Consider the following 12,033-nt stretch of genomic DNA (forward strand, 5'->3'; position numbering starts at 1 on the left):
GGAGCGACCTTCGTCATTCCGGTGTTTCGCACGACGACGAACCCGGAATGACAAACGTGGTTCCGCTGCTTCAACCGGCCCGCGGCGTGCGCATCGTCACCAGTTCCTCGGCGGCGCTCGGATGCAGCGCGACGGTGCGGTCGAAATCGGCCTTGGTCGCGCCCATCGTCACCGCGATGGCGACCGCCTGGACGATCTCGCCGGCATCATGGCCGAGGATATGGACGCCGAGCACCTTGTCCGATTGCGCATCGACGACGAGCTTCATGTAGATGCGCTCCTGACGGCCGGAGATCGTCGCCTTCATCGGGCGGAAGCCGGATTCGAAGACCTTGACCTCATGGCCTGCGGCGAGAGCCTGCGCTTCCGACAGGCCGACGGTGCCGATCTCCGGCGTCGTGAAGACGGCTGAGGCGATGGTGGCGTGGTCCACCGTCCAGTTGCGGCTGCCGAAGGTCGAGTCGGCGAAGGCATGGCCCTCGCGGATCGCGACTGGCGTCAGGTTGACCCGGTTGGTCACATCGCCGACGGCATGGATCGAGGGCACGCTGCTGGCTGATGCCACATCGACCTTGATCTCGCCGAGCGGGCCCTGAGCGACGCCGGCCTTGTCGAGGCCAAGCCCCTTCGTGTTCGGCCGGCGGCCGGTCGCGACGAGGACGACATCGGCATCGATCGGCTCACCCTTGGCGCAATGGGCGCGGCGGCTGCCGTCTGCCAGCTCCTCGATCCGGTCAATCGTGCAGCCGAGCCGCAAGGTGATGCCGGCATGGACGAGCGCATCACGCAGGCGGGTGCGGATATCCTCGTCGAAGCCGCGCAGGATGTTGTCGCCCCGGTGCAGTACCGTCACCGCGACACCGAGCCGGGCGAAGAGGCTGGCGAATTCCAGCGCGATATAGCCGCCACCGACGACCAGAAGGCGCTTCGGCAGCGCCGGCAGGTTGAAGACTTCGTTCGAGGAGATGCCGAGTTCGCCGCCGGGGATCGGCGGATCGAAGGACGGCCAGCCGCCGGTCGCGACCAGGATATGACGGGCGCGGATCACCTCTCCGCTCTTCGTCAGCCGGACCTGATGCGGCCCCTCGACGACCGCGCGTTCCTCGCGGATCGCGACCTTGGCGCCCTCGAGCCCCTTGCGGTAAAGGCCGGACAGGCGCGTGACCTCGTTCGCCACCGCATCCCGCAGCGTCGCCCAGTCGAAGACCGGCGCCTGGGGCAAGGTCCAGCCGAAGCCGGCCGCATCCTCGAAATCCTCCGCGAAACGGCTGGCATAGACGAAGAGCTTCTTGGGCACGCAGCCGCGGATGACGCAGGTGCCGCCGATCCGGTCCTCCTCGGCGATCATGACGCGGGCGCCGTGGCCGGCGGCGATGCGGGCCGCGCGCGTGCCGCCGGAGCCGGCACCGATGACGAAGAGATCGACGTCGAAATCAGTCATGGTCTTCTCCCTGAGGCGCCGCAGCGCCCGGACCGAACCAGAGGACCGCAGCCCCCAGAACGGCAATCCACCAGCCCTGCCAGGCACCGTGCCCGACGACTGAAATCGCGAAGGCGCCGGCAAACAGCGCAAGGCGCGGCGCCATCTCGCGCGCCGGCAGGCGGCGCAGCCGCGCGAGCAGCAGCAGGCCCGCCAAAGCGAGGATACCCGCACCGATCGCCCCGGTTTCAACCCAGGCCTGCAGCGGCATGTCGTGCGGATGGCTCGCCGCCAGGAGCTCGCGGCGCGCGGGCGAGACCTCCGCCGCCACCGGATGCTGATGCATGGTGGCCGAGGTTCCGAAGCCGGCGCCGGCGATCGGTCGCGCGCGCGCAACCTCACCGAAGCTATGCCAGATATCGATGCGGGCCTGGCCGGTCATCACGGCGAAACGATCCAGGATCAGCGAAGGCAGCCAGTTCTGGGCGGCGATGCCGAGAACGGGGGCCACTGCCATGGCGAGAAGGAAGGCGCAGCCCGCTGCCGTCAGCGTCAGGCGCGGCCAGAGCGCCGACAGCCCCCAGCAGAGGGCGCAGACGGCAACGCCGAGCCGCGCCGAGGAGCTTTCCGAGCGCAGCGCGAGAGCGGTCACAACCAGGGCGAGAACAATCGCCAGTATCCGATCCGACCGGCGCGCGCCGGGCAGGCTCCACAGACCATGAATCACCGGCAGCGCCAGCACGAGCGCCGTGATCGCCGGGCGGTTGAAGACGAAGCTCCACAGCTTGCCGACACCTAGCGCAGCCCTTTGGGACAACCCGGAAGCGAGTTCGAAGATCGCCAGCAGGCAGGCGAGGATGATCGCCAGCGCGAGCGCGCGCAACCATGCGGGCTGCGGCCGGAACCGACCCGAAGCGGCAATGGCGAGGGCGAAGACGATCGGCAGCACAAGCTCGCCCCAGACCCGCAAGGAGGCCCCAGGCCTGTGGCTCCACGAGATCGAGACGAGAGCCCAGCCGAGGAACGCAGCCACGGCCAGCCCGAGCGGAGTCGCGAGCAGCCGCCACATGCGCAAGGCGAGATCGCCCATCCCGCCCGAGGCGACGGCCACGGCGACGAAGGGAATGACCGCCAGACCGAGCAGGAGCGTCGAGGAGCGGTTGGCGAGCCACATCGCCACCGGCATCAGCACCATCAGCGCCACGCCGATCCCGATCAGGCGCGATGGCAACGGCCCGCGGTGCGGCGCGGAATCCTGGCGATCGGCGAGACGCGTCTGGCTCATAGCCTGCGCTTACGCGATAGCGGGAAACGCCGCCAGCGCGTTGTCACGCAAATGCGTCACAGTCGTAGGATGAAAGGTGTAGATTCTGCGGTTGATGCCCGCCTCCTTCGAAAATTCTTGACTTCCGATTATGCAATCAGGCGCAATTGACGACCGGCGCGGCTAGGTGCCACAGGCGGATCGCCCAAGAAACCCGTGGGCCAAAGCCCGCAAGCGGAGGAATTCATGCTGACATCCATCCTGAAGCGCACGGCCCTGACGGCGGTGGCGCTGGCTGCCCTCTCCACCGCCGCCTTCGCCCAGCTCAATGAACTGAAGATCATGGCCCCCGCAGCGCCCGGCGGCGGCTGGGATGGCACGGCCCGCTCGATGCAGCAGGCGATGACGGCGGCCGGCATCGTGAAGAGCGTGCAGGTCAACAACGTGACCGGCGCGGGCGGCACCATCGGCCTCGCCCAGCTGATCGGCGCCAAGGGTGCCGGCGACCAGCTGATGGTCAACGGCTTCGTCATGGTCGGCGCGATCCTGCTCAACAAATCGCCGGTCAACCTGACCCAGATCACGCCGATCGCGCGCCTCACCGCCGAGGCCGAGGTCATCGTGGTGCCGACGGAATCGCCGCTCAAGACCGCCAAGGACCTGGCCGAGCGCCTGAAGGCCGACCCGGCCAAGGTGACCTGGGCCGGTGGCTCGGCCGGCGGCACGGACCACATCCTCGCGGCGCTCTTCGCGCAGGCGGTCGGCGCCGACGCCAAGAAGATCAACTACATCCCGTTCTCGGGCGGCGGCGAGGCTCTGGCGGCCATGCTAGGCGGGCGCGTCACGGCCGGCGTCTCCGGCTATGGCGAGTTCGAGGGCCAGATCAAGGCCGGCAAGCTGCGCGTGCTCGCCGTCTCCTCGTCCAAGCGCCTCGAGAACGCCCCGGATGCGCCCACGCTGAAGGAGCAGGGCATCGATCTCGAGCTCCTGAACTGGCGTTCGGTCGTCGCGCCTCCCGGCCTCTCGGCCGAGCAGACCAAGGCCCTGACCGACAGCGTCGAGAAGATGGTCAAGTCGAAGGAGTGGCAGGAGATCCTCAAGGCCCGCGGCTGGGACAATGCCTTCCTGCCCGGCGCCGCCTTCGACACCTTCCTGAAGGGCGAGATCGAGCGTGTCGGCAAGGTGATGACCGAAGTCGGCCTGGTGAAGTAAGCCAATCACGACGACAGAATCATAAGGGGCCGGGCGACCGGCCCCTTTTCCAACCGCCGGAAGCGCCTCAAAAGCGCCGGACACGACTGCGGAAACGCCATGACCAACGACACGCGCACGCAAGGTGCCAACAAGCCGGCCCTGGTGGTGGGCGTCCTGCTGCTGATCGTCGCCGTCCTCGTCGGCTATGACGCCTCGCAGCAGACCATCACCTCCACCTACGGCATCGGCCCGACCGCGATGCCCTATGTCGTAGCCGTCGGGCTCGTCATCCTCGGCCTCTCGCATTTCGTCGTCGCCTTCCGCGAAGGGCTGCCTCAGCCCGACGAAGCCGACAATCCCGCCCTGCTCTGGATCGCGGGCGGACTGATCTTCCTGATCGCCTGCATCGGGCTCGGCGGCGGCTTCATCATCGCCATCGCCGTGGTCTTCGCCTGCACCGCGCGCGGCATGGGCCGCCAGGCCCTGGCTGTCGATGCCGCGATCGGCTTCGTGCTCGGCCTCATCATCTTCCTCGTCTTCGCCAAGCTCCTGACGCTGATCCTGCCGTCGGGCCCGCTCGAGCGCCTGTTCCTCTGAGGAGAGCGCGACATGGATACCCTGCTCTCCCTGCTCAACGGCTTCGGCGTCGCCTTCGAGCCCGCCAAGCTCATGTTCTGCCTGATCGGCGTGTTCCTCGGCACGGCCGTCGGCGTGCTCCCCGGCATCGGCCCGGCGCTGACCGTCGCGCTGCTGCTGCCGGTGACCTTCAAGCTCGACCCGGCCGGCTCGCTGATCATGTTCGCCGGCATCTACTATGGCGGCATGTATGGCGGCTCGACCACCGCGATCCTGCTCAATGCCCCCGGAGAGAGCGCATCGCTCGCCACAGCGCTCGAAGGCTCGAAGATGGCCAAGGCCGGCCGCGGCGGCCCGGCGCTTGCAACCTCGGCGATCGGCTCCTTCGTCGCCGGCCTGATCGCGACGATCGGGCTCGCCTTCCTCGCGCCCCTGCTGGTCGAGCTCGCGGTGAAATTCGGTCCCTGGGACTATTTCGCGCTGATGATCGTCGCCTTCGTCACGGTCTCCGCGACCTTCGGCGACTCGCCCCTGCGCGGCCTCACCAGCCTGTTCCTCGGCATCGCGCTCGGCCTGATCGGCATCGACAAGCTCACCGGCCAGGCGCGGCTGACCTTCGGCGTGCCGGAGCTGCTCAACGGCGTCGAGGTCACCACGCTCGCCGTCGGCCTGTTCGCCGTCGGCGAGGCCTTCTACGTCGCCTCCAAGCGCGCCCGCGATCCCGAGGAGATCATCCCGATCAAGGGCTCGCTGTGGATGACCAAGGAGGACTGGAAGCGCTCCTGGGCGCCCTGGCTGCGCGGCACCGCCTTCGGCTTCCCGATCGGCGCCCTGCCGGCCGGCGGCGCGGAGGTTCCGACCTTCCTGAGCTATTCGACCGAGCGCAAGCTCTGCAAATACCCCGACGAGTTCGGCAAGGGCGCGATCGAGGGCGTGGCCGGGCCGGAAGCCGCCAACAACGCCTCGGCCGCCGGTACGCTGGTGCCGCTCTTGACGCTCGGCCTGCCGACCTCGGCGACGGCGGCGATCATGCTCGCCGGCTTCCAGCAATACGGGCTCAATCCCGGCCCGCTGCTCTTCGCCGAGAAGCCGGACCTGGTCTGGGGCCTGATCGCATCGCTCTTCGTCGCCAACGTCATGCTGGTGATCCTGAACCTGCCGCTGATCGGGCTCTGGGTCAGGCTGCTCGCGATCCCTCAGCCCTGGCTCTATGCCGGCATCCTCGTCTTCGCGACGATGGGCACGCTCGCGGTCAACAGCTCGCCGGTGGAACTCGGCATGCTCTTCGCCTTCGGCTTCCTGGGCTACCTGATGCGGCGCTACGACTATCCGGTCGCACCGATGGTCGTGGGCCTCATCCTCGGCCCGATGGCAGAGGCACAACTGCGCCGCGCCCTACAGATCAGCCTGGGCGATCCGATGATCCTGCTGGAGAACCCGATCTCGGCGACGCTGCTCGGCATCGCCTTCATCGCGCTGGTGGCACCGTTCGTGATGAAGGGCCTGAACCGCTTCAAGGCTTCCGAGGACTGACGAGACCGAGCCGAATGAGGCTCTCGCCCGTCGCGACGAGAGCCTCATTCGGCGGGCGCGGCTGCCAGCCCAGCATGGCCTGCGCCTTCGCGCTCGTCGCATTCTTGCTGCGGCCGAGTTCGGCGGTCGCGGCCTGACGCGCGGTCGCGCTGAAGCGCGCGGCGAAGCGCACCAGCCAGTCCGGCAGCACGCGGGTTGAAACCCGCTGCGCATTCTCGCCGAGGCCGTCCTTCAGGGCCTGGGCGATCGCCTGCATCGTCATGAAATCGCCGGCCGTCGCCAGGAAGCGCTCGCCGGCCGCCGCCGCATCGGTCATGGCGCGCAGATGCAGGTCGGCGACATCGCGCACATCGACGACGCCGAACATCAGACGCGGCACCGCCCAGAGCCGGCCGTCCAGCATGGTCTTGACCAGCAGGATCGAGGGCGAGAGGTCCGGCCCCAGCAGCGGGCCGAAGATGCCGACGGGATTGACGACCGCAAGCTCCAGCCCCTGCCCTTCGCCATCGACGAAATCCCAGGCGGCCCGTTCGGCCAGCGTCTTGGATTTCGGATAGGCGGCAAGGCCCGACGCTGCGGCATTCGACCAGTCGCGCTCGTCATAGGGGCGCTTCATCGTCCGGCCATAGCCGATCGCGGCGAAGGACGAGGTCAGGACGACGCGCCTCACCCCGGCCCGATGTGCGGCGCGCAGGACGCGCAGCGTGCCCTCGCGCGCCGGCCGGATCAGCTCGTCCTCGTCCTTCGGTTCGGCTGCAGCGACCGGCGAAGCGACATGCAGGGCATAGGTGCAGCCGGCGGCCGCCTCGGCCCAGCCCTCGCCCTGCATCAAATCGGCGATGACGACCTGCAAGCGGCCGCCGGCATCCATCCCGGCCGCACGCAAGGCTTCCCTGAGCGGCGCTTCCCGCCCGGAAGCGCGCAGCGTCGTGCGGACATCGTAGCCCGCCGCGAGCAGCGACAGGATGCAATGTCCCGCGAGGAAGCCGGAGCCCCCTGTCACGAGGACGAGATCACGGGTCATGTCGCTGGCTCCGGCTTCGCGCTTCAACCAACCCGGCCATAAAGTGAGCTTCGGCCCGATGCCAGTACCCCGGCGCGCCGGGCGCCAGGTTGCGCGACAACGAAAAAGGCCGGCAATCGCTCGCCGGCCTCGTCGGGATATCCTGAGGCGCCGTCAGGCGCGCCGCATCACAGCGTGTGGCCGCGCTTGCGCATCTCCTGCGAGAAGCGGTCGAACAGATACTGGCTAGTCTGCTCGCTCCAGGGCTTCAGCACGGTGAAGATGTCATCCATCGCATCGCGCCGCAGCGCATTGTAGCGCTGGCCGATCGGCGACTTGAAAAAGCCGGCGACCTCCTTGAGATCCGCCTCGTTCATCCTCCGGGCGAAGACCTCGGACGACGTCTTGGCCATCTCGTCGATGCGCTTGTCGGCCTCCGGCTTCAGCACCGCAATGACGGCATCGGCGTCCTTCTTCATTTCCGGCCGGGTCGCGGTGAGCTGCTGCACGCTCGCCTCGAACTCGGTGAAGATGCTCGTGATGGTTTGCGTGATACCGGTCAGGTCCGCGACCTCGCGTGCCACCTGGAGATGGCTCGGGGTCAGCGCCGGCGCCTGGGCGAAGGCGGGAGCTGCGCAGACAAGCGCCAGACCAAGGGCAGCCTGAGCGAGAGAACGGCGGATCATGCGTTGAAACCCCTTCATCAGCGAACCGTCGCCGGTGCGCGATTGCGCTACCAGCCATGACAGATCGGTCATTGTGGCGCGTTCCTTAGCGTGTCTCGCGCCGGAATGGAATTATTCGATGCTGCCGAGCAGCTTGAGGCCATCAGCGCCCGCGAGGATGGCTCCGCTCGCCAGCCCGATGAACAGGCCGTGCTCGACAACGCCGGGCACGATGTTCAGCGCCTGCGCCAGCAATTCCGGACGTTCGATCGTGCCGAGATGGGCGTCGAGAATGTAATGACCGCCATCGGTGACCAGCGTGGTGCCGTCCGCCCGTTGGCGCAGCACAAGCTTGCCCGCGGCACCGGAGGCGGCGATGGCAGCAGTTACGGCCCGGCGCGTCGCTTCCAGCCCGAAGGGTACGACCTCGATCGGCAGCGGGAAGCGGCCGAGCGTCTGCACCAGCTTGCCGTCATCGGCGATGACGATCATGCGGGCGGAGGCCGCCGCGACGATCTTCTCGCGCAGCAGCGCCGCACCGCCGCCCTTGATCAGGCGCAGCTGCGGATCGACCTCGTCGGCGCCGTCGACGGTGAGGTCTAGCTCGGGCGTCTCGTCGAGCGTCGACATCGGAATGCCCAGCGACACGGCCTGCGCCTGCGTCGCCTCAGAGGTCGAGACGCAGAGCACCTCGAAACCGGCGGCAACCTTGACGCCGAGCAGATCGACGAAATGCTTCGCGGTGGAGCCGGTGCCGAGGCCGAGCCGCATGCCCGGCCGCACGAGTTCGAGTGCGCGGGCGGCAGCCTGCTTCTTCAGGTCGTCGGCATTCATGATGGTCCGTCCGGCTCAGATTGTGGAAAACGCCCGCCGTCCCATCCTAGCAGCCTCTGCGGACGACGGCGCTCTCCTGCCCCGGCAGGGCGAGCGAGTCCAGCGCGCGGAAGACTTAAGGCGTCATTTCGTCTGGGGCGTGCACACCGTCTTGTCGTCGAAGACGTAGCAGATGCTCATCTCGCCAGTACGGATGTTGACGCGGAAAATACCGCCCTCCTTCTCATGGCGGGACGGCATCAGGCCATAATCGCTGGGTGCCTGCGGCCCGGCCCCCTCGCCCGACGGGAAGCAGACGGTCAGGCCGACGCCGCCCTCCTTGAGCTGGAACTGGCAAGCGCCGACCTCGCCCGTCGCCTTGTCGATCCGATAGACGCGGTTGAGGTCGTTCTGCGGCGCGGGCGCGAATTCGAAGGGCCCGGCCCAGGCCGGCGCCGCGCCCGCCATCGCAAGCCCCGCGCCGAGCACCAGCCCTGCGATTCCAGCCCGTCTTCCCATGAAATCCGACATGATGATCTTCCCTGCCGCCGGCAGCGCGACGAATCGCGCGCACGATACCATCTCGCGCGGCAATTTTGGGGAGGCCGGCGCACGGGACTTGCCAGCCCGGCCACAACGACCTTTAACCGAATCCTGCCCGACCGAATCACCTCGAAGGTTCCGACCATGAGTCTGCCCCCGATCGTAGTCTTCGATCTCGACGGAACCCTGGCCGAGACCGCACCCGACATCATGCGGGTCCTCAACCTGATCCTGGTGCGCGAAGGCCTGGCGGCGCTGCCGCTGGAGCGGGCGCGCGAACTCGTCGGCGCGGGCGTGCGCGTCCTGATCGAGCGCGGCTTCAAGGTCTCGGGACAGCCGCTCGATCTGGAGACTCTGGAGCGGCTCTTCCAGGAATTCATGGAGATCTATGCGCAGGACACGGCGGGGAGCAGCCACCTCTATGACGGCGTGCTCGGCGCGCTCGATGTCTTGGCCACGCAAGGCTATGCGCTCGCTGTCTGCACCAACAAGCCGATCCTGCACACGCGGCTGATCCTCGACCATTTCGGCATCGCAGACCGCTTCGCGGCCGTCGCCGGGCGCGACAGCTTCCCCTATTTCAAGCCGGACCCGCGCCATCTCACCCTGACGATCGCGGCGGCGAAGGCCGATCCGGCGCGGGCCGTGATGATCGGGGATTCCCGCACGGACATCGCAACCGCACGCGCCGCCGGCATCCCGACGATCTGCGTGCCCTTCGGCTATACCGATGTGCCGATCGAGACGCTGGAGCCCGATTTGATCATCCAGCATTTCGACGAGCTGGCCGGCGCGGTCGACCGCGTGTTCAAATCTCCTTCCCGCACATCCTTGACGGCATGAAGCGCGCCGACTAGGAGAGGCCGGGTCCGGGCGATTAGCTCAGCGGTAGAGCACTCCCTTCACACGGGAGGGGTCGCAGGTTCGAACCCTGCATCGCCCACCATTCAACCCATTGTCCGATAACGGCTTTTGGCCTTTGGGTTGGCACCGATCCGGCGCAGTTCTGCCGCGTTCAATCGAAGTTCAATCGCAAACAGCTTCGTTTTGGTCAGCTTCTGAAGCTCACCGATCACGAAATCCGTGGCAATCGCGACCTCTTCGAGCGCTTCAACCGCGAAACCCTCGTAGTGATCCGTCGTCGAGGAGCCCTCCTCCACGACGTGTCCAAGCCACATCGAACGGCGCTCGCGAGTCACGAAGGGGCAAAGCTTGCGGACCATCGTCGCCATAAAGCGGCGCGTCGAATATTGGGTCAGTTCCGGTACCCCGGCTTCATCCGCGATTCGCTTCACCGCCTTTTTGACAGTGCCGACCCGCTTGAGCTTGTAGACGAGCAGCGGGATCTCTTCATTGGGCCGCCGGCCGTATCGCTGCTCGAAGCGCGCCAGATCCTCCGCCTGCCAGTGGTCGATCCAACTCGCCAAACCGCGCGTTATCGGCAGGGTCGGCCTGCGCTTGTCATTCTGGACGCGGCCGGGTGGGTTCAGGTCGATCGCGCCGAGACGCCTGTCATATTGCGCGGCTGGGGTGAATTCCGTGATCGCCTCGGGCCTTGCCCAGGTGTTCAACGCCAGGATCAACCAGCGGCGCAGGTGCGGTGTCTCCAGCGCGTCGATGAAGGTGGCCATCTCGGCCATCGTAGGAACATAGCCCCCCTTCTTCGGCGGCGGCAGCTTCAGCTCCTTTGCGATACGTTCGCCCTGATAAACGATCTTCGGCACATGCGAGACGATCGCGCCCTCGACCGGCTGGCCGATGGCGTCGAGGCGCATCTTGACCGCCGCAGCATCGTTCATCGCGGCGCCGAGAACATTGATCACGCGCTCGATGGTCGCTGCGCTATGCTTATGCGTGCGGTGAAGCCAGCCGGCGAAATCGAGTTGCCGGGATGGCGTCCAGAATGACAGCGGAGCGGAGACCTGCTTCACAGCCTTCAGATACTCGACGACTAGGTCTACAGCGCGCAGCGCCTGCGCCTCGCTACGAATCGTCGTCGCATGACCGTTCAGATAGGCCTCCATCACATGCACCGTCAGGACCTGGCTTGGTCCCGGGCATTCGCTAGCGGAGCGGGCCGGCGCGGCCGCGACGAGGGCGACGAGGGCTTGCTTTGCTTCCTCGCCATCCGCTGTACGCAGGCTTCGGCGGCGGACAGCGCGAGCTCCGGCGTCATAGCGACAGGCGTAGTACACACCGCCGCGATCGGGGTGAGGAACTTCGAGGTAGTAACCGCCGAATTCCCATCCGACGGCGTCGCCTCGCTGTTCATCTCCCTTTTGCTTTCGTTGGGCCACGCTGCACTCCGGTGGTAGCTGCGATCGAGGTATTCCTGCACGGCTTCCGCCGTGTAGTGTGGGCCATTGGGAAAGGCGTAGAAGGCGACCAGTCCCTTTTTGCGAGCCCGGCGCATCTCGCCGGACTTGAGGAATCGCCAACGCTCCTCGACCTGAGCTTCCGAGAGATACGCGTCGGGATCGATGACATGCGCGCCGGCGAGAAGCATCTCAGTCCTCCGCCTCCCGCCTGGCGCGGTCCTGCAGCTTGGCGGCAACCTGCTGGATGCGCTCGATGGAATGCGCGCGGTCGAAGCCTCGGCTTACCAGGCGATCGACGATCGCCTTGGCGAGCTGCTGGAGTTCTGAGAACTGGCCTCGGGAAATGGTCATACAAGCCTCGAGGCATGCCGTTGCGATGTCGGACCGCTCCGGCGTGCGTTCGGCAATCAGCCGCTCGCGATACTTTCGCTGGTATTCTCTCTGCCTCTTAAGGCGCCTGCGCCAGCGGCGGGCATCTTCTGGATCGTGGAAGGTCATGTCGCGGGCCTCCTTGGTCCCGAGACCCCCCATCTTCGTCAGATCGACGAAAGTTAGAACAAGAGAAAAAAATCGCCTGGTCGCCGACCATCCGCGTGAGCTCAGCGCGTTTTTTTCCCTTACGTTTTCATGGAAAGGCACCGTGAGCTCACGAAGGAAGCTCACGGGGTTAGCGAACGGTGATGTGAGAGAGGCGACGACCATGG

The 12,033-nt window shown here is 66.9% G+C and carries 13 protein-coding genes and 1 tRNA gene; 5 read left to right on the forward strand and 9 right to left on the reverse strand.

The annotated features are described in order from the left end of the window. Window positions 1-70 precede the first annotated feature (70 nt). Both gor and AC6RIC_RS18400 read right to left on the reverse strand, forming a co-directional pair. Entirely contained in the window at window positions 71-1,441 is a 1,371-nt protein-coding gene (gene gor / locus AC6RIC_RS18395) for a glutathione-disulfide reductase (protein ID WP_499733406.1), read from the reverse strand. Beyond that, entirely contained in the window at window positions 1,434-2,705 is a 1,272-nt protein-coding gene (locus AC6RIC_RS18400; protein WP_499733407.1) for an O-antigen ligase family protein, read from the reverse strand. The genes gor and AC6RIC_RS18400 overlap by 8 nt, the downstream gene beginning before the upstream one ends. A gap of 225 nt (window positions 2,706-2,930) precedes the next feature. Here AC6RIC_RS18400 and AC6RIC_RS18405 point away from each other — a divergent pair, with 225 nt between their 5' ends. The 3 genes from AC6RIC_RS18405 to AC6RIC_RS18415 all read left to right on the forward strand — a co-directional run bounded on the left by AC6RIC_RS18405 (window position 2,931) and on the right by AC6RIC_RS18415 (window position 5,987). After that, window positions 2,931-3,896, forward strand: a complete 966-nt coding sequence (locus AC6RIC_RS18405) for a Bug family tripartite tricarboxylate transporter substrate binding protein (protein ID WP_454657586.1) — start codon at window positions 2,931-2,933, stop codon at window positions 3,894-3,896. 99 nt (window positions 3,897-3,995) lie between these two features. Beyond that, window positions 3,996-4,475, forward strand: coding sequence for a tripartite tricarboxylate transporter TctB family protein (locus tag AC6RIC_RS18410; protein WP_454657587.1), 480 nt, complete (start codon window positions 3,996-3,998; stop codon window positions 4,473-4,475). Window positions 4,476-4,487: 12 nt separating this feature from the next. Next, entirely contained in the window at window positions 4,488-5,987 is a 1,500-nt protein-coding gene (locus tag AC6RIC_RS18415) for a tripartite tricarboxylate transporter permease (protein ID WP_499733408.1), read from the forward strand. Here AC6RIC_RS18415 and AC6RIC_RS18420 read toward each other — a convergent pair. The 4 genes from AC6RIC_RS18420 to AC6RIC_RS18435 all read right to left on the reverse strand — a co-directional run bounded on the left by AC6RIC_RS18420 (window position 5,968) and on the right by AC6RIC_RS18435 (window position 8,999). Continuing rightward, window positions 5,968-7,011, reverse strand: coding sequence for an SDR family oxidoreductase (locus tag AC6RIC_RS18420; RefSeq protein WP_499733409.1), 1,044 nt, complete (start codon window positions 7,009-7,011; stop codon window positions 5,968-5,970). The genes AC6RIC_RS18415 and AC6RIC_RS18420 overlap by 20 nt on opposite strands. Window positions 7,012-7,178: 167 nt before the next feature. Beyond that, window positions 7,179-7,748, reverse strand: a complete 570-nt coding sequence (locus tag AC6RIC_RS18425) for a DUF2059 domain-containing protein (protein WP_454657590.1) — start codon at window positions 7,746-7,748, stop codon at window positions 7,179-7,181. Window positions 7,749-7,787: 39 nt separating this feature from the next. Continuing rightward, the gene (gene rpiA, locus AC6RIC_RS18430) at window positions 7,788-8,489 is read right to left on the reverse strand and encodes a ribose-5-phosphate isomerase RpiA (protein WP_454657591.1); all 702 of its coding nucleotides are present in this window, start codon (window positions 8,487-8,489) and stop codon (window positions 7,788-7,790) included. A gap of 123 nt (window positions 8,490-8,612) precedes the next feature. Continuing rightward, window positions 8,613-8,999: a hypothetical protein gene (locus AC6RIC_RS18435; protein WP_454657592.1), complete on the reverse strand. Its 387-nt coding sequence runs from the start codon at window positions 8,997-8,999 to the stop codon at window positions 8,613-8,615. Window positions 9,000-9,155: 156 nt separating this feature from the next. Between AC6RIC_RS18435 and gph the strand changes: the two genes are divergently transcribed. Continuing rightward, window positions 9,156-9,854: a phosphoglycolate phosphatase gene (gph, locus tag AC6RIC_RS18440; protein ID WP_499733410.1), complete on the forward strand. Its 699-nt coding sequence runs from the start codon at window positions 9,156-9,158 to the stop codon at window positions 9,852-9,854. A gap of 28 nt (window positions 9,855-9,882) precedes the next feature. Continuing rightward, window positions 9,883-9,957, forward strand: a tRNA-Val gene (locus AC6RIC_RS18445). 1 nt (window position 9,958) lies between these two features. Here AC6RIC_RS18445 and AC6RIC_RS18450 read toward each other — a convergent pair. From AC6RIC_RS18450 to AC6RIC_RS18460, 3 genes are read right to left on the reverse strand one after another with little or no spacing between them, the layout of a single operon-like run. Then, on the reverse strand, window positions 9,959-11,035 hold the full coding sequence (locus AC6RIC_RS18450; RefSeq protein WP_499733411.1) for a site-specific integrase: 1,077 nt from the start codon (window positions 11,033-11,035) through the stop codon (window positions 9,959-9,961). A gap of 11 nt (window positions 11,036-11,046) precedes the next feature. Next, window positions 11,047-11,517 carry a hypothetical protein gene (locus tag AC6RIC_RS18455; protein WP_499733412.1) on the reverse strand — a complete coding sequence of 157 codons (471 nt, stop codon included), beginning with the start codon at window positions 11,515-11,517 and terminating at the stop codon, window positions 11,047-11,049. 1 nt (window position 11,518) lies between these two features. After that, the gene (locus AC6RIC_RS18460) at window positions 11,519-12,031 is read right to left on the reverse strand and encodes a hypothetical protein (protein WP_499733413.1); all 513 of its coding nucleotides are present in this window, start codon (window positions 12,029-12,031) and stop codon (window positions 11,519-11,521) included. Between the last annotated feature and the right edge of the window lie 2 nt (window positions 12,032-12,033).

It is taken from the genome of Allobosea sp. TBD101, assembly GCF_059817965.1.

Bases quoted from the DNA above. Each gene is read 5' to 3' on its own strand.
- AC6RIC_RS18405 (WP_454657586.1), top strand. From the start codon at position 2,931: ATGCTGACATCCATCCTGAAGCGCACGGCCCTGACGGCGGTGGCGCTG.
- gor (WP_499733406.1), bottom strand. From the start codon at position 1,441: ATGACTGATTTCGACGTCGATCTCTTCGTCATCGGTGCCGGCTCCGGC.
- AC6RIC_RS18420 (WP_499733409.1), bottom strand. From the start codon at position 7,011: ATGACCCGTGATCTCGTCCTCGTGACAGGGGGCTCCGGCTTCCTCGCG.
- AC6RIC_RS18455 (WP_499733412.1), bottom strand. From the start codon at position 11,517: ATGCTTCTCGCCGGCGCGCATGTCATCGATCCCGACGCGTATCTCTCG.
- AC6RIC_RS18450 (WP_499733411.1), bottom strand. From the start codon at position 11,035: ATGGAGGCCTATCTGAACGGTCATGCGACGACGATTCGTAGCGAGGCG.
- AC6RIC_RS18400 (WP_499733407.1), bottom strand. From the start codon at position 2,705: ATGAGCCAGACGCGTCTCGCCGATCGCCAGGATTCCGCGCCGCACCGC.
- AC6RIC_RS18410 (WP_454657587.1), top strand. From the start codon at position 3,996: ATGACCAACGACACGCGCACGCAAGGTGCCAACAAGCCGGCCCTGGTG.
- AC6RIC_RS18425 (WP_454657590.1), bottom strand. From the start codon at position 7,748: ATGACCGATCTGTCATGGCTGGTAGCGCAATCGCGCACCGGCGACGGT.
- rpiA (WP_454657591.1), bottom strand. From the start codon at position 8,489: ATGAATGCCGACGACCTGAAGAAGCAGGCTGCCGCCCGCGCACTCGAA.
- gph (WP_499733410.1), top strand. From the start codon at position 9,156: ATGAGTCTGCCCCCGATCGTAGTCTTCGATCTCGACGGAACCCTGGCC.
- AC6RIC_RS18435 (WP_454657592.1), bottom strand. From the start codon at position 8,999: ATGTCGGATTTCATGGGAAGACGGGCTGGAATCGCAGGGCTGGTGCTC.
- AC6RIC_RS18460 (WP_499733413.1), bottom strand. From the start codon at position 12,031: ATGGTCGTCGCCTCTCTCACATCACCGTTCGCTAACCCCGTGAGCTTC.
- AC6RIC_RS18415 (WP_499733408.1), top strand. From the start codon at position 4,488: ATGGATACCCTGCTCTCCCTGCTCAACGGCTTCGGCGTCGCCTTCGAG.